The organism is Pontimicrobium sp. MEBiC06410 (assembly GCF_053601615.1).
In genome coordinates this window covers 1-21,744 of sequence record NZ_JBSHNT010000139.1, presented here as the reverse complement: position 1 = coordinate 21,744, position 21,744 = coordinate 1, and the positions used below count along the sequence as shown (strand labels likewise).

Here is a 21,744-nt window from a genome sequence, read left to right as displayed (position 1 = left end):
TTGCAAACATAAGCATATATAAAAATGTCACAGAAAGAAGAATATAATAACGTATCTAAAAAGAAACCAGTTGCAATTATTGGAATGTCTGGAGTATTTCCAGAGTCAGATTCAATAGAGCAGTTTTGGGAAAAATTAGAGAATCAGGAACAATTGATCAAAGTAATTCCGGAGGATCATGACCCAAAAAGAACGATACAACCAAAGCGAGGTGCATTTGTGAAAAATCTGCAAGGATTCGACGCAAAACTATTTCATATTATTGGCAAAGAAGCTAAATATATGACACCACAGCAACGTAAGTTATTACAATCTGTGTGGCATTTGTTCGAAGATGCATGTATTTTACCCTCTTCCCTTAAAGATAAGAAAGTAGCTGTTATTGTAGGTAAAGAAGTTAATCCTTACATGGAATACCTTACAAAAGCTCCAGTAACAGCTTATTCTTGTTTAGGTATGGCACAAACCTATTTGCCAAACCGCATCTCTAACTACTTTAATTTAAAAGGGCCAAGTTACTGCATTAATACCTCATGTTCTAGTGGATTAACCGCATTACATCATGGTAAAAAAATGCTTCAAAACGGAGAAGTAGATTATGCAATTGTAGCAGGCGTTAGCTTAATATATGGAGAAGAATGGACACGCTCTTTTTTTGGAGGCTCTCAATCTATGGGACTAATGTCTACAATAGAAGATGGAGGTAGTCCGTTTCAAGATAGCGCATCTGGATTTACACCATCAGAAGGAGTTGTAAGCCTACTATTAAAACGAAATGAGGAAGCAGTTAACGATAACGATAATATTCATGCTTTAGTTATAGGATCAGAATCAAGTCATGTAGGAGGAAATGGAAATATAGCCTTCCCAGATTCAGGACAACAAAGCAAAGCAATTATAGAAGCCTATAAAGAAGCTAATGTAGATCCCTCAACGGTGACGCATATAGAAGCACATGCCGCCTCTGCAATTTTAGCAGACTCTCAAGAAATTAAAGCATTTAAATTAGCCGATAAATATTTTGGCAAAGAATTAAATAATGAAAAGACACCACCATGTAAAATAAGCTCGCTAAAACCAAACATTGGTCACATGCATGCTGCCTCTGGTTTAGCCTCTGTAATTAGGTTAGTCTATTCGTTTAAAGCAAATAAAAAATTAGGAATAAAAGGATTTAAAACATTAAGTCCAGAAATTAAACTAGACAAAACACGCTATTATATTTCTTCAGAAACAGAAAACTGGCCAAGATTAATAGACGAAAATAAACAAGAAATACCACGAAGAGGAGCCGTTAATAACTCTGGAGGTGGCGGAAATGTTATTCACACCATATTAGAAGAATACATTCCAGAAACTAAAAATAATAAAAATGATGAGCAAAATGATACCGCTTACTATTTAGCATTATCATGTACAGAAGCATCACAATTTGTACCATATGCAGAACGCATAAGAACTTTTTTAGTAAAACATAGCGATTGCAACCCTAAGCAATTAGAATACCAATATTTAATTAGTAGAAAAGAACTAAATCAACGTATTGTATTTAGATACAAAACAATAGAAAACTTAGTAGAGAAATTAGATAAGTTTATAAGCTCTAAAGGAAAACGAGGCTATTATGTAAATGGAAACCATAAAGAAGAATTAAGTCTTAATGAAATATTCTTAAAGAATGGAAAAGTAGTAGACTTTTTAAATGAACTAAATGATACAAGAGATAAATCCTTTTTGTTCGATTTATGGGCAAAAGGTTATGAAACTCCTATTCATAAATATTTTGAAAACATAAAATATGCAAAATTATCATTGCCAGGATACCCATTTAACGAACAAAACTATTGGTTAGATATTTATGCAGACAAAACAAGTTTAAAAATAGAAGACACTAATCTAGAAACAAACATAAATGGAGCTAACACTATTAACAGTTCTGCTCCAAAAACAATAAATATAGAAAAAGAAGTAGAACACTATTTACTTCAAACAGTATCCGAGTTATTAGACGTATCAATAACTAATATTTCTACAGAAGAAGAAATAGGAGATTATGGTTTTAACTCAGTTGGGCTAACCGAATTTGCAAACGTATTAAGTGAATTTTACACTTTAAAAATACTACCAACACTATTTTATAACTATCCTACTATACAAAAACTAACAAGATTTTTATTAGAAGAGCATAAAGAAGCAGTAGCAAAGCAACATCAATTTACAATACCAGCTACAGTAGAGAAAAGTACTGAAGCACCAGTAATATTAAAAAAACCTAAAAATTGTAAAAAAGAAGAATGTGCAATACGAGCTTCAGTAAATAAAGCAAACGAACCTATAGCAATTATAGGAATGAGTGGTCGTTTCCCAGGCTCTCCAGATGTAAATACATTTTGGGAAAATATTAAAGCCAATAAAGATTTAGTAACCGAAATCCCTAAAGACCGTTGGGATTGGCAAGCATATTATGGCGATACAACAAAAGATAAGCAAAAAACAACTGCAAAGTGGGGAGGCTTCATAGACGATATAGATAAATTCGATCCATTACATTTTAGCATATCTCCTAAAGAAGCAGAATTAATGGATCCGCAACATCGATTAGCAATCGAAGAAGCATACCATGCATTAGAAGATGCAGGAGTAAACCCTAAAAGTCTATCGGGAACAAATACAGGAGTATTTATTGGAAGTTATTTTGATGATTACGCTACGCTTATAGATAGAAGTAGAATAACAGATTCGCAAGTCATTACAGGCCTATCACAAGCTATGGTAGCTAACCGCATTTCTTATTTATTGGACCTTCACGGACCAAGTGAAACAATAGATACAGCATGCTCAAGCTCTTTAGTAGCAATAAAAAGAGGATTAGAAAAAATACAAAACGGAGATTGCGATGTTGTTATAGCAGGAGGTGTAAGTTTAGTATTAATGCCAGATTTATTATTTCCATTAAGTCAAGCAGGATTTTTAAGTAAAGAAGGACGCTGTAAAACATTCGATCAAAGCGCAAATGGTTATGTAAGAGGAGAAGGTGTAGGTATGATTGTATTAAAACCATTAAGCAAAGCTAAAGAAGATGGAGATCGTATACATGCCATTATTCGAGGCGCATCAGAAAATCATGGAGGAAAAGCAAATACATTAACGTCACCCAACCCTAATGCACAAAAAGAACTCCTAATAAAAGCATACAAATCTGCAAAAGTAAGCCCAGAGCAAGTAGGATATATTGAAGCACACGGAACAGGTACCCCATTAGGAGACCCAATAGAAACAGAAGGTTTAAAATTAGCATTTAAAACCCTATATAAAGATGCCGGTAAAACATTACCAGTATCACCGCACATAAAACTTGGAAGTGTAAAAGCCAATATAGGGCATTTAGAACCAGCAGCAGGAATTGCAGGAATTATAAAGTTAATACAGATACTAAAACATAAAACGATTCCAGGAAACCCACAATTAAAACAACCTAATGACTATTTAGATTTAGAGAATAGTCCATTCGCATTACAAAAAGAAACCACACCATGGTTTACAGAAAAAGGACAAACAAGAATAGCAGGAATAAGTAGTTTTGGAGCAGGAGGAAGTAATGCCCATGTAGTATTAGAAGAATATATTTCTGAAAATAAAATATATAAAAGTAAGGAACCAACAGTTGTTATTATTTCTGCAAAAAATAAAAACAGGTTAAAAGACCAAGTACAACATCTATTAACTTACATAATAACTAATAATACAACATCTATTTACGATTTAGCCTACACATTACAAGTAGGAAGAGAAGCTATGGAAGAACGTTTAGCAATCTCTGTAAGCAGTATAAAAGAGTTGCAAAATGAATTAGAAAATTACTTAAATAGTAATGACGCTAATTTTCTACTAGGTAATACACGTAAAATTAAAACCACGATAGAAAATCAAGAATTACAAATAGCATTAGATGGTATAGATTTAAAAACCTTAGCAGAATATTGGGTAAAAGGAGTAAGCATAGATTGGAAACAATTATACAATAAAGATAACTGTCCAAACATTATATCATTACCAACGTATGCTTTTGCTAGACAACGCTATTGGATACCAGAAACAACATTTAAAATAGTAGAACAACCAAAAGCAATTGAGAACAGTAAAACCCCAGCAAAAACAATAGAACTATACAAAGAAAACTGGAAACCAATAACATTAAAAAACGAAGTTGCAATAGAAGGAACAGTTTTAATTTTAAATGTAATAGAAGACAATAAGGCTATAGCAGAGGCATTAACTAAACATATAAATAAAACATTAGTTGTAAACCTTTCAGACATAGAAAATATTCCATACAAAACGGTAAGAGCAGTAATAGATTTAGGAAGTAAATCTATGGAAGACTATACTTGGGTAAAAGTCATTCAAAAAGTAATAGATCGCTCAAACCACGAAAATATAAATCTTGTACAACTTTGTAAAACAAATGAAAACATAATAGGCAAAGGATTATACCAAACATTAGGAGCCGAGTATAGTAAAGTAACCAGTATAAGTTTAGAATTAGAACCAGATTCAACACTAGAAGTAAACGTAAATGCCATTTTAAAAACACTCTCGTCGGTATCTAGAAATGTAAAATTACAATACATTAACAACCAATGGAAAACGCCCTACCTAGAACCAGTAGAACTAAATGCAGATGCAAAAATAGAAGGCCCAATATTAATAACAGGAGGAACAAGAGGGTTAGGAATGGCATATGCCAAACATTTGGTAACAAAACATAAAGTAAAGCAATTAGTGTTATTAGGAAGACAAAAATTTCCGCCAAGACAAGCGTGGAATAGTATTGTTAAAGAGAATAATACATTGGCACAAAAAATTAAAGACATTTTGTTTTTAGAAAATTGTGGCGCTGAAGTTAAATTAATACAACCAGATTTAGTAAATAAAAAAGAAGTTTCGTTAGCATTAGATAAAATAAAAAAACAATGGGGAGCGATTAAAGGATTAATACACTGTGCTGGGTTAGTAGATATGGAAACACCAGCATTTATACGTAAACCAATAGAAACAATTATTAAACTTCAAGAGCCAAAAGTTATAGGATTACATAACTTATATGAGGTTTTAAAAACACACAATATAGATTTTGGAATTTTATTTTCATCCATTTCTGCATTAGTACCACATTTAGGAGCAGGACAATGCGATTATGCTATGTGTAATGCTTATTTAGAAAATTTTGCAGCCTTACACTATAAAGAAGGTTACAGAAGTATTCAGTGGCCAAGTTGGAAAGAAACAGGAATGGGAGAAGTAACCGAAGGTATATACAGAGACCTAGGGCTATTATCTCTAACCAATTTAGAAGGTGCTAACATAATAGATAAAGTAATAGCGTTAAAACCAGAAGATAAGATGCCAACTATAGCACCTATGGTATATAATCCAGAAGTATTCTCTGTAGAAAACCTATTACAAATACCAAAACAAAAAGAACAAGTACAAGTTGAAATAACTAAAGCAGATGATACAGTCGTTAGTAACTGGGTTACAGTACAAATTAGCGAAGCTTTAAAATTACCAGCAGACAGTATAGAATTAGATATACCATTTCAAGAGTACGGTGTAGATTCTATTTTATTAGCAGACTTAGTAAAACAATTAGAAAAAGAACTTGGCGGAAATGTAAGCCTATCACCAAGTATTATATTAGAACACCCTACAGTTGGAATGCTAAGTGAGTACCTGTCAGAGCACCATAAAGACGCATTATCTAAGATTTTAAACCAAAAAATAGAATCAGAATCTATAATAATAGAAGACACATTAATAACAGACGTCGAGCAGAAACACAAAACAAAACAACAAGATCACATTAACAAAAATGAGCCTATAGCTATTATAGGAATGGCATGTCATTTTCCAGACGCTAATACCATTGGAGACTATTGGGATAACTTAAAACAAGGAAAAGACAGTATAAAAGAAGTGTCAGCCAATCGTTGGGATATAAATACATATTACTCACCAAATAAAGAACAAGGAAAAAGCTATAGCAAATGGGGAGGTTTTTTAGATACAATTGAAGACTTCGATCCAGAATATTTTAAAATACCAGAAGCACTAGCAAGTCAATTAGACCCTCTAGAAAGACAATGGTTAGAAGTAAGCGCAGAAGCTATAGAAGATGCAGGCTACGATAAAAAAAGCCTATGGGGAAAATCGGTAGGAGTATATGCAGGCTCTAGAGTTGGGAATTTTAAACACAAACTAAAGAACTTACATAAAGACTTTATTGTAGGAACAGGACAGAACTTTATAACAGCACATTTGGCACATATCTATAATTTAAAAGGACCAAATATGGTTGTAGATACCGCATGTAGTAGTTCGCTAACCGCGATGGATTTAGCAGTAAAAGGATTACGACAAGGTGAAACCGAAGTAGCGTTAGCTGGAGGAGTAGATATTTTATTAGACGAAGGCCATTTTGTAGGATTAAGTATAGCTGAAGTATTGTCTAAAGACGGACGAACAAAAGCATTTGATGAAAAAGCAGATGGAACAGGATTGGGAGAAGGCTGTGGAGTTATAGTTTTAAAACGATTAAGTAATGCCATAGCAGACGGTGACAAAATCTATAGCGTTATAGAAGGAACCGCAGTAAATAATGATGGGAGTACAATGGGCATAACAACCCCAAACCCAAAAGCACAACAAGAACTGCTGGAAATAGCTATAGAAAATGGGCAAATAGACCGCTCTACAATTAGTTATATAGAAGCACACGGAACAGGAACCTTAATAGGAGATCCAATAGAACTAAAAGGCATTACCGCTGTATTATCTAAAAGTAGCGATCCAAATCAAAAATGTGCAGTAGGAAGTGTAAAAACAAATATAGGGCACTTAATGAGCGCTTCAGGTGTAGCAGGAGTTATAAAAACAGCATTAGCAATAAGTGCAGCACAATTACCACCAACATTAAATTGCGATACACCAAACCCACGTTTCGATTTTAACAACTCACCAGTATACCCAGTAAGAACATTACAAGATTGGGATGGCGTTAATGGAATTAGAAGAGGAGGAATAAGCGCCTTTGGATTAGGAGGGAATAATGCACATGTAATATTAAGTAATGAAGGTATTCCTGAGGCAAATAAAATTACCAAACCATTTAATAAAACCAATATAGCCTTTAACAAAAAGCGCTATTGGCCAGAAACAATAACAGAAACAAAAAAAGTAGAAATACTAGAGCCAATAAAAAATAAAGTAGAACGACCTCAAAAAATAAACGACGTCTCTGCAAAAAGTATGGCAACATACTTTAATATGAAAAAAGAAAAACAAGGAGCAGATTGGATCTTTACTTTAGATATGAATAATGATCACTATGTATTAAGAGATCACAAGGTACATGGAGTAAGTATAGTACCAGGAGTGACCTATCTAGACTTAATATTAAGATGTAGTAAAATTCTATTCGGTAAAACATTCGAGATAAGCCGAATCATATTTATAGAACCATTAGCAACAGACGAAACCTATAACCGTAGAGTAGAAGTACGCTTTAGAAAAGGAAAACATGCCATTAGCGAAGCAATGGTACGCTCTAGAAGATTAGATCATAACGGAAACAGTTATGGTAAATGGGACAAGCATGTGCAATGTAGGTTAAATAATATGCCAAGTGGAATAAAGGAAACATTTAACATAGAGGCCTTTAAAACAAATAGTGAACGTCAATTAAACATGGCAGAAGTCTATAAATCAGCCAGAACGGTAGATATAGTTCATGGTGAATTTATGGAGACTTTAGGAATGGTATACCAAAAAGGAAGAGAAGAATTAATGCAATTACATTTAAGTGAATTATCTACATCATACCTAGATCGCTTTTATTTAAGCCCTGCATTTTTAGATGGCGCAACTTTTTCAGGAAGCTCATTTCATGCCATTACAAAAAATCAAGTATCCTATATTCCATTTTCAATAGAGCAATTTAGAGCCTATAATACATTGCCTTCAACAATCTATGTTTATAGCAAACACAAAGAAGAAAAATACGATACACCTTCAGAAGTTATAAAAAGCGACATAAGCATCTATGATGCAAACGGTACACTATTAGTAGAGTTTAAAAACTTAGCTATAAAACGTATCAGACATGCAGGTTTAATAACAAACCTGTTACAAGAAAACAACGATAAAGTATTACAAGCCTAACCTCGCGTTACAAGCACAACCAAAATATTAGTATTATGAGTTCAAATGGTATAAGTACAACCAGAGTGAAAGAAACTATTCAGCTTTATTTGCAAGAATTATCAGGAATAGCACTAGGGAAACCAGCAAATTCAATAGACATAACAGCAGGGTTTTTCGATTTAGGAATGGATTCTAAAATGACCATGCAGTTAGTAACAGCATTAGAAGAAAAAGTTGGGCATGAATTATATCCAACCCTATTATTCGAATATCAAAATATAGAAGATTTAAGTCTGTATTTATTAGAAAGCGATAAAGAAGCATTCTCTAAAGAAACTACAGGCGAATTACCAAAAACTGTTGAGCAGAAAGTAGAACCAGTAGCTGTTACAAAAGTAAAAATGGTAACCATAGAATTAATTCAAAGCTATTTACAAGAATTGTCGGCAATAGCTTTAGAAAAACCAGCAGCTACTATAGATATAACAGCAGGGTTTTTCGATTTAGGCATGGATTCTAAAATGACAATGCAGTTAGTAACAACCCTTGAAGAAAAGGTGGGGCATGAATTGTATCCAACATTATTATTCGAGTATCAAAATATAGAAGATTTAAGCACATATTTATTAGAAAATGACAAAGAAGCATTCTCAGAAATAAAACCAATAGCAAGTGCAGAAGAAACCTTACAAAGCAATATAAAACAAGAAAAAACACCTGTAGAACGTTCAGTAACACCAGAAACTCTAATAGAAGATGATGTATGGGGAGATTTAATAGTAACAACAGAAACCCCAGAGTATAAGCCAGAAGTTAAAAAAGAACAAAATAAAACGGCAAATAATAATGCCATAGCAATTATAGGTTTAAGTGGACGTTACCCTCAAGCAAAAACTATAGCCGAATTTTGGGACAACCTTAAACAAGGTAAAGACTGTGTAACGGAAATTCCTAAAGACCGTTGGGATGCAGATGCGCATTTTGATAAAGAAAAAGGAAAACAAGGTAAAACCTATAGTAAATGGGGCGGTTTTATTGAAGATGCCGATAAATTCGATCCGTTATTTTTTGGAATGTCTCCAATAGCAGCCGAGAATATGGATCCGCAAGCTCGCATATTTCTTGAAGAAAGTTGGAAAACTATCGAAGATGCAGGTTACAACCCTGCAAAGCTTTCAGAATTATTTAAAGTAGGTGTTTTTGCAGGAGTATTCTGGACAGACTATCAATTATTCCGTTTAGACAAAAGTGAAAGTTCACCAAGTAGCTTTGTCTCTACTGTAGCCAATATGACCTCTTTTTACTTAGGGTTAAGAGGTCCAAGTATAGGGTTAGATACGCAATGCTCATCATCTTTAACAGCACTACATTTAGCATGCGAAAGTATACGCCGTTCAGAATGCGATGTCGCTTTAGCAGGAGGTGTTAATTTAAGCGTACATGCCAGTAAATACAATTGGTTATCTAATGCCAGATTTTTATCAGATAAAGGAAAATGTGAAGCCTTTGGAGAAGGCGGTAACGGTTATGTTCCAGCAGAAGGTGTAGGCACCGTTTTATTAAAACGATTAAGTGATGCAGAAAGAGATGGTGATAGAATTTACGGAGTAATTAAAGGAGAAGCTATTAATCATGGTGGAAAAAGTAGTGGTCTAACAGTCCCTAATTTAAATGCTCAAGCTGAGGTTATAAAAGATGCAATGCAAAATGCGGGGGTAAAACCAGAAGATTATAGCTATGTTGAAGCACACGGAACAGGAACAAGTTTAGGAGACCCTATAGAAATTGCAGGATTAAATAAAGCCTTTAATAATGTAACAGGACAATATTGTGCAATAGGAAGTGTAAAAAGTAATATTGGACATGCAGAATCAGCCGCAGGAATAGCAGGCTTTACTAAAGTATTATTACAACTACAACACAAGCAAATTGTACCAAGCATACATTCTAAAACATTAAATAGTAAAATTAATTTCGAGAAAACAGCATTTACCGTTCCACAACAATTGCAAGATTGGCACACTAGCTCTAATAATAAAAGGCTAGCAGGGTTAAGTAGTTTTGGAGCAGGCGGTAGCAATGCACATATAATAATAGAAGAGTATGTAAACCCTGTAAAACACTATAGCAGCCATGCGCCAGCTATTATAGTATTATCTGCAAAAAACACCGAACGTCTGGGCGTACAAGTAAAGAATATCTTAGAGTATATAGAAACCAATAGCACAACAAATGTTTACGACATTGCATATACATTGCAAGTGGGAAGACAAGCAATGGAAGAACGATTTGCATGTTTAGTAAACGATATTAGCGATTTAAAAACAACATTAGTTCAATACATTAGTGGAAATAGAGAAGGTTTATTATTAAGCAATGTAACCAATACAAAACACACAAACAGCTTTATATTAAAAGGAAATGCAGGAAAAGCATATATAGAAACAGCAATAAAAGAACAAGAAGTAGAAGCCTTAGTACAGCTATGGAGTCAAGGTATTGAAATAGACTGGAATTTATTATATAACAGTAATAATAAGCCAAATAAAATTAGCTTACCAACCTATCCTTTTGCAAGAGAACGCTATTGGGTAGCAGAAGCAAGTGAAACTACATCTACAGGAAAAGGAATTAGTAAATTACACCCATTAGTACACACTAACGATTCCACATTAGCAGAACAAAAATATACGACAGTTTTAACAGGAAACGAATCGTTTTTAAGAGACCATAAAGTAGAAGGAGAAAAAATATTACCAGGAGTAGCTTATTTAGAGTGGGCAAGAGAAGCAGGAGAAAGAAGCTTGGCTACAACAATAACACAATTAAAAAATGTAACATGGTTACAACCAATTAAGGTAAACTCTAATTCCGAAAAAATTCAGATTAATTTATTCGAAGAAGAGAATGGTTATGGCTATGAAATATACAGCCCAGCAACATTTGATAAAGACGAAATTATCTATGGGCAAGGAACCTTGCATACAGAAGAACAAACAAAACTTCCAAATGTTAACATAAATGCTTTAAAACTAACCTTTAATAGTAGTAAAACAGGAGAAGAATGTTATGCAATATTTAATGAATTAGGCTTTAATTATGGAAACAGCTTCCAAGGCATTAAACAATTATACTATAATAAAACAGCATCATTAAGTAAAATAGCATTAGAGGAAGATTATAATTATGTATTACAACCAGGAGTACTAGATAGCGCCCTACAGTCTATTTTAGGAATTAGTTTAGCAAAAGAAAATATAGTATTAAACTTACCCTTTTCAACCAAAAAAGTCACGATATATAATACTGTACAGCAAGCCAAATGGTGCCATGTAAGACAAAGTGATACCTATAAAATAGGAGATAAAGTAGTTATTTATGACATAGACATTTTATCGGAAACAGGAGAAGTTTTATTACAATTTAAAGACTTAACAACTTTACCCGTAAAAAAATCAATCCAACCAAAAACTACAAGCTCTAAAACAGCTGTTAATAAAGATTTTGGGCTTCAAACCTATACAACACATTGGAAACCAAAAGCGATAGATAATGAAGCGAAAGAAATCGCAACAGAGCATATTGTATTAATAGCAGGCGGATCTGTAGATTTAGGCGAAAAACTAAAAGAAAACTTAGAGCAAGAAGTTATTGTAATAAACGAACCAACAGAAATCGAGTATTACAATAAAATACAAGAACTTATAAAACCACTTTTAGGTGCAAAACAAACTATAGGATTAACTTTAATTTATAACACAAGCGAGTATATAGATTACGCATTTGCAAGTGGGATATTAAAAACTGCACAATTAGAAAGTAGAAAACTAATTACCAAAACAATAGGAGTAGAGGAGTTATCTGTAAACAAAGTAGAAGAATTAACAGAAACCATAAGACTTGAACAAAGTCAATTAGGAGAAGAGATAAGATACGTTGGTGGTAATAGACAAGAGCGTTTAGTGACTGCAATTAAAGACGCAAAACATTCAGGAGTAACGGTAAAAGACAATGGTGTTTATTTAATTACAGGAGGATCAGGAGGATTAGGAAAACTATTCGCGTCATATATAGCTAAAAATAAAACAACAAAACTAATACTGTCTGGTCGTTCTTCAACTTCAAAATTAAGCGATGCAGAATTAAAAGCATTAAATGCAAGCTATTATAGTTGTGATGTAACAGATAAGAAATCTGTAGATCATCTTATACAGACTATAATAAAAGAATACGGAGCTTTAAATGGAATCATACATAGTGCAGGAGTAATAGCAGATAGCTTTTTAATTAAAAAAACGACAACAGAAGCAACAAAAGTATTACAACCTAAAATTAACGGTGTTAAATATTTAGATTATGCTACTCGCAATTTAAAGCTAGATTTTACAGTCTATTTTAGTAGTATGGCTGCAGTAACAGGTAACTTTGGACAAAGTGATTATGCAAGCGCAAATACATGGCTAGACTATTATGCAGTATATAGAAATGCATTAGAAAAGCAAGGAAAACGTAGTGGGCATACTTTAAGTATAAACTGGCCATTATGGAAAGAAGGCGGGATGACAATGGATGCAGAGAGCGAAAAGTATGTAAAGCAGAAATGGGGCATGAGCGCTTTGCCAACAGCAGAAGGTATTTTGGCTTTCGAAACCTTATTAAAAAATAAAACAGAACAAGGCGTAATAGCTTACGGAGAACGCAAGAAGATTCACAGTAAATTAGTAGGAGAAGAAGAAGCAGTAACCATTAAGGAAACAATAGAAACTTCTCCAATAATAGTTTCTACAGAGACAACAAGTACCAGCCATTTAAGTAAGATTATAGAAAATGAAGTCTTTACCTTAATCTCATCAATATTAAAATTAGACGCCAATAGAATTAATAAAGAAAAAGGTTTTGGAGATTATGGATTCGATTCAGTAATGATGATAAATCTAGTACAAGTATTAAACGAGAAGTACGAAGGATTAGATTTGGCACCGACAGCGTTAATTAATTATACTACAATTTCAGAATTCTTAGAGTTTTTGTTAGAGGATCATGGAGATTTATTTAAAACAGGAAATACTGTTGTAAGCGATACAAAAGAAACTAAAAATATAGAAGTTAAAGACCATGTAGTAACCCCAAAACCAGTACAAGTTTCTAAACGTCACCAAAAAAATATTAAAAGAACTCCTGAAGTAAAAACTAAGCCATCTACTACAATGGCTATTGTGGCCATGAATGGGCGATTTAGCTCGATAAAAACAGAAGAAGAACTATGGTTTAATACAGCAACCAATGTACAATTAAACTTAGCCAAAGAAACAACAGCATCCCATGTAGCCTATAGCCAAATAGACTTAAAAAATGCAGAAGAAAACTGGTCTGTTTTAAATATGGATGCATCAGAAATTAGCCAATTATCTGCACAAGAAAAGTTGATTTTTGAAGTCCTATCTAATGCTATGGAGCATTATAAAATAGATAGAAAAGCCTTAGCCTCTAAAACTACAGGTGTTTTTATTGCAGCACAAGAATATGCAGAAAAAGAACATCAAACACTAGCATATTTAATACCTAATAAAGTCTCATACCACTTAAACCTTAAAGGCCCAAGCGAATTAGTTAATACATACTGTACAAGTAGTTATGTCGCTATCCATCGCGCAATACAAAGTATTACTAGTGGAGAATGTAAACAAGCCATTGTTGGAGGCGTTAATTTAGTCTCTAAAGAAGAAATGGAAAAAGCCGTTGCTTCAGATTTTGGCGGCTTGTTTAGTAAAAAAGGAGACACAAAAAGTTTTTCTGAAAATGCAGAAGGCTTTGTAAGAAGCGAAGGTGTAGGAATAATTATTATAAAACCATTAGAAGATGCAGAGCGAGATAATGATAATATATTAGGAGTAATTAAAGGAAGCTCTGTATGCCATGGCGGGAAAGGGTTTTCAATAGAAGCACCAAATGCCAAAGGCTTAAAAACAGCTATAGAAGAAAGTATTTTAAAAGCTAATGTCCCAATAGATACAATAGATTATGTTGAAGCGCACGGTATAGCAAACCGTATGGCAGATGCTATAGAGTTAAGCGCTATAGATACAGTATATAAAAAGTTCTCTAAAGACCCAGATAAAAAATGGCATGTAGGCACCTCAAAACCAGTTGTGGGACATTCAGAACTAGCCTCTGGTATGGCATCTATAATAAAAGTATTAAAAGCTTTCGAACATAAAACAATACCAGGAATTGCTGGGTTAGAAACCATAAATTCAGAATTAGATCCAAACCATTCTTTAGTATTAACTACAGAACCATGTCAATGGAAAAATGGAGCACATCCAAGACGAGCAGGGCTTAATAGTTATGCAGTAGGAGGCGTTAATGCACATTTAATTTTAGAAGAATACCCAAGTAAAACAGTAACTAAAAACCCTATTAAAGAAGAAAAAGAAACTGTAGTAGACGCTGCTAATGAAGAAGACGTAGTACCTCTACAAGAAGAAACTGTTAGAGAAGCAATAGAAGCCATTTCTAATGATGTATTTAAAATCCCTACAGCAGATTTTGATGAAACATTATCTCCAATAGATTACGATTTCGATTCTATTAAAGTAATAGAACTTGTAAACCGTTTAAACGAACACTTTGGGGTAAACGTAAAAATGGGACAGATTTTAGGAGCAGATGACTTTAAATCTATATTCGATGTTTTTGAAACTATTATTGTAAAAACTAAGAGTGCCAAAGCAAAAAACAGAGAACATAAAAAGAATAATTTACCAGAATATTTTCTATTGTCTGAAGGACAAAAAGGACTTTGGTTCATTCAAAATAAAAATCCAGAATCAACAGAATACAATGTGCCAATAGGGTTTAGCGTTGATAAAGAAATAGATGCAACCGTTATTTATAAAGCAGCAGAATACCTTTTAGAAAAACACCCAACACTAAGAGTTTCATTTTTTACCGATGAAGAAGAAGGCGTTATTCAACAAGAGGTAAAATCGGCATCTGGTTATTTAAAAGAAGATGTAAAAACAATATCAGAATCCGTAGAAACAGAATTTAAAATTTTACAATCTATACCATTCGATTTAGCTAAAAATGTAACAAAATTATACATTAGAAAAGATGCTACAACTCATAAAACATATATACTTTTTATGGTGCATCACATTGTTTTCGATGGAACTTCAGTTGCCCCTTTTGTATCAGATTTTAAAACACTATTAAACGCACTAGATTCAGGATTACCAATTTCAAAAATAGAAGAAGATAAAAGTTATTTCGATTTTGTAAATCAAGAAAAAAAGTATTTACAAGCAGAAGAAAGTAAAGAAGATTTTACTTTCTGGAATAATAAAATGAGTGGTACTATAGAAGCAATAGAATTGCCATATAGCAATACTAAAACCGAGTCATTAGAATCAATAGAAAAAGAAGGGATAAGTAGTATAGAGATATCTGGCGACACCTTATTAAAATTAAAAGCATTAGCAAAAACATCTAAAGCTAATCTTTCAATAGTAATGTTAGCCATATTTAAAGTCTTACTACATAGATTAACAAGTACAGAAGATGTAATTGTAAAAACACCAATAGCTGGCCGTTTAAACGAGAAGTATGCAAAAAGCATAGGCTATTATATAAACATGATGCTAACACGTACATCAGTTTTTGGTGAAGATTCCTTTGCAGAAGTTGTAACTAAGGTAAAAGCTGAATTTTTATCGAACATAGATTATGCGAAATATCCTTATGCCAAATTATTAACAACATTGGATGCTACTAAAGGAAAAGGAGATACCTTATTTTCTATTGTATATACCTATCAAAATATATTTGGAGACATTTTAAATAATAAAGATAATACAGACGTAAAAGTAATAGAATCGCTTAAGCAAAATGCAGTAGAAGACTACTCGTTAGAAGTTATAGACTTAAAAGATAGCATTACAGTAAACCTTAAATATCTAAGAGCAAAATTTACAGCAGAAACAATTAATGCTCATATAAATTATTATAAAAACATAATAGAAGCAGTAGTAAGTAATCCAGAATATAAAGTTAAAAACATTAATATTTTAACAGAAAAAGAACAACTAAAATTACTTGCAGAGTTTAATGCAACAGAAACAACATATTCAAAACAAGTTACCATTGTAGATTTATTTGAAACCCAAGCAAAACAAACTCCAAACGCAACAGCTATAAGGTATTTAAATGAAGCAATTAGCTATAAAACGTTAGATGCTAGAAGTAAACAATTAGCCATTTATTTAACACAAAAAGGTGTAAAAGCAGATACTTTAGTAGGGCTTTGTATGGAGCGCTCTGTAGAAATGGTAGTAGCCATGTTAGGCGTATTAAGAGCAGGAGGAGCGTATGTACCAATTGCTCCAGATTACCCACAAGACCGTATTAAATATATGGTTGAAGATAGTATTATAAAAGGGAATGCTAAAAACAACATACAGTTAATTTTAGCTCAAACAACACTAGAACAATCCATAAAAACACTTATAAACAAAACCGGTGTAGAACTAGACTGTATTTCATCAATATGGGAAAACAATAAAAGTATAATAACAGCAAAAGGACGTTTAAAAACAAAACCATCATTAAACGATTTAGCCTATGTTATTTACACTTCAGGATCTACAGGTAAACCTAAAGGAGTATTAATAGAACATAGCAGCTTTGCAGATTTAATACAATATCAAAAACAATATTTTGAAGTTAATGAAACGGACCAATTTATACAGTTCTCTAACTTTTCATTTGATGCTTCAGGAGAGCAAATATATTTACCATTAGTCTCTGGGAGTACGTTAAATATAGTGCCTAGAGAAGACCTATTAGATATAGATAAGTTTAAAACAATATTAGTAGAAAAAGAAATAACACATTTACATGCCGTACCATCGTTTTTAGGAGAAATTCCTTTTGTACCAAATACAAAGCTAAAGCGAATAATTTCTGGAGGAGATGTATTCGATTATAGAGTTTTAGAAACATGGGCAAATAAAGGCATAAGAATAATAGATAAATATGGCCCAACCGAAACAACTGTAAGTGCCATACAAAGAGATTTAGAATACCCATTACAAAATAAAAGTATAGGGAAACCACTAGGCGATACCAAGTGTTACGTAGTAGATAAAGCAAATAACCTTCAGCCAATTGGGGTTGCAGGAGAGTTATGCATAGGTGGTACAGGCTTATCTAGAGGCTATTTAAATAGACCAGATTTAACAAAGGAGAAATTTATAGACAACCCTTTTGGAGAAGGGAAAATATATAAAACAGGAGATTTAGTACGCTGGACACCAGAAGGAAATATAGACTTTTTAGGTAGAATAGATAATCAAGTTAAAATTAACGGATTTAGGATTGAGCTAGGAGAAGTAGAAGCTACAATTAACACAAGTAACCTTATAGATAACTGCGCAGTTATAGCAAAAGAACATGCAGGAAGTAAACAATTGGTAGCTTATTGTGTATTTAATACTAATAATGAAGAAGCGTTAATTCCTGAGTTAAAAGCATATTTATCTCAATTGCTACCAGATTATATGGTTCCAACATATATAATAGCAATTAAAGAGTTACCATTAACTCCTAACCAAAAAATAGACAGAAAAGCACTTTTAGAACAAGCATTAGTTATAAATAGTGAAGAAGAATATGTTGCGCCAAGAACAAAAACAGAAGAGCAATTAGCTACAATATGGCAAAATATTTTAAAAATTGACCGAATAGGAATTTATGATAACTTCTTTGAACTTGGAGGACATTCTTTACTAATAATCAAACTATTATCAGAAATAAAGAAAACCTTTAAAATAAAATTAGAACTATCTACAATATATGAAGCCCCTATATTAAACCAATTAGCAAAAGCAATAAATACAGAAGACGAAGGAGAAGAAGATATTATTACCGTAATAAATAACAGGGAAAATGCAATACTATCATTTGCGCAACAACGCTTATGGTTTTTAGCCGAATTAGGTCAAGGAGAACAATACCATATTCCAGAATTACTAAGAATAAAAGGACAATTAGACGTATCAGTATTAGAAAGAAGTCTAAACTATTTAATAAATAGACATGAAAGCTTACGAACTATATTTCGTAAAAATGAACAAGGAGAAGCTTTCCAGTATATATTAAGAGAAGGAAGAATACAAATAGAGCAAGAAGATTATAGCCATTTAACACCCTCAGAAAAAGAAGCTACGCTAAGAAAATACTCCAAAGCATTTATAGATAAACCATTCAATTTATCAAACGGCCCTTTAATTAGAGCAACAGTAGTAAAATTAGCAGAAACAGAATATGTATTTGGTTTATGCATACATCATATTATTGCAGATGGGTGGTCTTTAAGCATCTTTAGAAAAGAACTTAACGAAATATATTCATCATACATACGTGAAGAAGCAATTATATTACCAAGCTTGCCAATACAATATGCAGATTATGCAGCGTGGCAACAAAAGCTATTTAAAAAAGACAGTTACATAAAAGGATTAGCACATTGGAAATCTCATTTACAAAATCATAAAGACCTATTATTACTTACAGATTACCCAAGACCAAAACAATTAAAAGGCGAAGGGAAGCGTATAAATAAGGTTATAGATACTAAAACAAAAGCACAATTAGCAATATTTAATAAAGCCACAGGGGGCACATTATTTACCAGTTTATTAACAAGCATATTTATTGTATTGCATAAATACAGTGGACAAGATGATATATGTGTAGGAATACCAGCTGCAAATAGATCGCATAGAGACACCGAAAGGTTAATAGGCTTCTTTGTAAATACATTAGTAAATAGAATACAATTTAAAACAAACGAAACATTACTAGACGTTTTTAATAATGTACAAAAAGAACTAATAAGGAGTCAGCAATACCAAAACATACCATTTGATAAAGTGGTCGAGGCAGTACAACCCAATCGAGAAACAAATGTTAGCCCTATTTTTCAAGTAATGGTTAACTACCTTAAAAAAGAAGAAGGAGTAAAACTAGGGAAAGCTTCAACAACTTTTGAGAATATTGATTACGATAAGGCAAAGTTCGATGTAACAATAGATTTTATAGATACGCAAAACGAAGGATTAATACTGTCTGTTAATTATAACACAGAATTATTTGAAGAGAATACTATAGAGCGATTTACAAGCGCTATTCAGTATGTGTTATCTAATATGATAACAAAATCTGAAATGCTTTTAGAAGATTTTAGTCTGGTAACAGATGAAGATGAACTATTGTTAAAAGAATTTAATAATACAATAACAGACTATCCTAAGCAAAAAAGCATTTATGAGCTATTTGAAGCGCAAGCAAAAGAAACACCAAATGCTACAGCTGTAATATTTAAAGAAGAAACAATAACATATAAAGCGTTAGACAACCGCAGTAAACAATTAGCATTATACCTACAAGAACAAGGCGTAGAACAAGAAACCTTTGTGGGAATTTGTATGGAACGATCAATAGAAATGATGGTTGCTATCTTAGGAATATTAAGAGCAGGAGGAGCATACGTTCCTATAGATCCAGAGTACCCAAAAGATAGAATTAATTATATGCTTACAGATAGCATTGTAGAAGGTAATACAACAAATTCTGTAAAACTATTATTAATTCAAGAACACTTAAAACGTACAGTATTAGATAAAATAGAGGATACTATAACCACAATTTCATTAGCAAAAGAATGGGAAGACAATAAAGCAGTTACAGAAGCAAAAGGAACATTAAAAAACAAAGTAGCAGCTAATAACTTAGCTTATGTAATATATACCTCAGGATCTACAGGGAGACCAAAAGGCGTAATGGTAGAACACCGTAGTGTTGTAAGATTAGTTAAAAACTCTAATTACTATCAATTCTCTTCAAACGATACTATTATATCAACAGGAGCATTTTCATTCGATGCTACAATATTTGAATTCTTTGGACCATTATTAAATGGAGGGACGTTAATATTAGCAGAACAAAACACACTATTAAATAGTTGGTCGTTAGCTAAAATTATATCAGATAATACGGTTAATATTATGTGGATTACCTCTAGTTGGTTAAATCAATTAATAGATTCAGATATAGAACTTTTTAGAACACTTAAAACTATTTTAACAGGAGGAGAACGCATTTCTCCAACACACATAGAGAAATTAAAAAGTACATATCCAAACTTAAAGGCAATAAACTGTTACGGGCCAACTGAAAACACTACATTTTCAACAACATTTAATATTGAAGAAGTTAATGGAGATATTTCAATTGGAGCACCAATAAATAATGATAAAGTACATATAGTAAATACAAAACATAAATTACAACCAGTAGGAGTTTCTGGAGAGTTATGTATAGCAGGAGATGGTCTAGCAAGAGGTTATTTAAATCGTCCAGATTTAACACAAGAAAAATTTATAGATAACCCTTTTGGAGAAGGAAAACTATATAAAACAGGAGATTTAGCACGATGGAAATTTAATGGACAAATAGAATTTCTAGGACGTATAGATAGTCAAGTAAAACTAAGAGGGTTCCGTATAGAATTAGGAGAAATAGAAACCCTATTAAATACACAAAATAATGTGCAAAATAGTACTGTTATAGTCAAAGACCATTTAGGAAGTAAACAATTAATAGCCTATTGTGTATTAATAGATAAAACAAAAACACTAGATGTTTTAAGTATAAAACAACAACTGTCTGTTAGCTTACCAGAATATATGGTGCCAACTTTTATTCTAGAAGTAGAAGTATTACCATTAACATCTAATGGAAAAGTAGATAGAAAAGCATTACAAAATTTAGAAGTTGAATTTAACGGACTAAATGAATACGTAGCACCAGAAACAGAAATAGAAAAGAAACTTGCTAGAATTTGGGAAGAAATCTTAGAAGTAAATCAAATAGGATTGTCAGAAAACTTTTTTGAATTAGGAGGGCATTCATTATTAGTAACAAAATTACTCTCAAGAATAAATAAAGTTTTTAATATAAACTTAGAACTAGCAACAGTATATCATACCCCATTACTAGGGCAGTTATCCCAAGTTATAGCCACCAGTAAAGCAACAACATTACCTAGAATAACAGTTGTAAAAAACAGAGTTCAACTACCGCTATCCTTTGCACAACAGCGCCTATGGTTTTTAGCAGAGTTGGGGCAAAGCGAAAGGTACCACATACCAGGATTATTAGAAGTAAATGGTGCGCTCAACATAGCACACTTAGAACAAAGTATCAATGCATTAGTAGCACGCCACGAGTCATTACGCACAACCTTTAAAAAAGACTCAGAAGGAATAGCCTACCAAGACATAGCAAGCAGTTTAGTCTTAACAATAGAACAAGCAAACTATAGTAAGTTAAAACCAAAAGAAAAGTCAAAAGCAATACAAGCACACAGCGATAAGTTTATCAAAGCCCCATTTAATTTATCAGAAGGGCCATTATTACGCGTGTTATTACTAACCACAGGAAAAGATAAGTATGTTTTAGGGTTATGCATGCATCATA

2 protein-coding genes are annotated in these 21,744 nt (G+C 32.7%); both read left to right on the top strand.

The features are described 5' to 3' along the window. The first annotated feature begins 24 nt into the window (after window positions 1-24). The gene (locus ACVC08_RS03495; protein ID WP_452601006.1) at window positions 25-8,220 is read left to right on the top strand and encodes an SDR family NAD(P)-dependent oxidoreductase; all 8,196 of its coding nucleotides are present in this window, start codon (window positions 25-27) and stop codon (window positions 8,218-8,220) included. 35 nt (window positions 8,221-8,255) lie between these two features. Continuing rightward, on the top strand, window positions 8,256-21,744 hold a 13,489-nt coding region (locus tag ACVC08_RS03490; RefSeq protein ID WP_452601005.1), incomplete at its 3' end, for an amino acid adenylation domain-containing protein.

Bases quoted from the DNA above. Each gene is read 5' to 3' on its own strand.
- ACVC08_RS03495 (WP_452601006.1), top strand. From the start codon at position 25: ATGTCACAGAAAGAAGAATATAATAACGTATCTAAAAAGAAACCAGTT.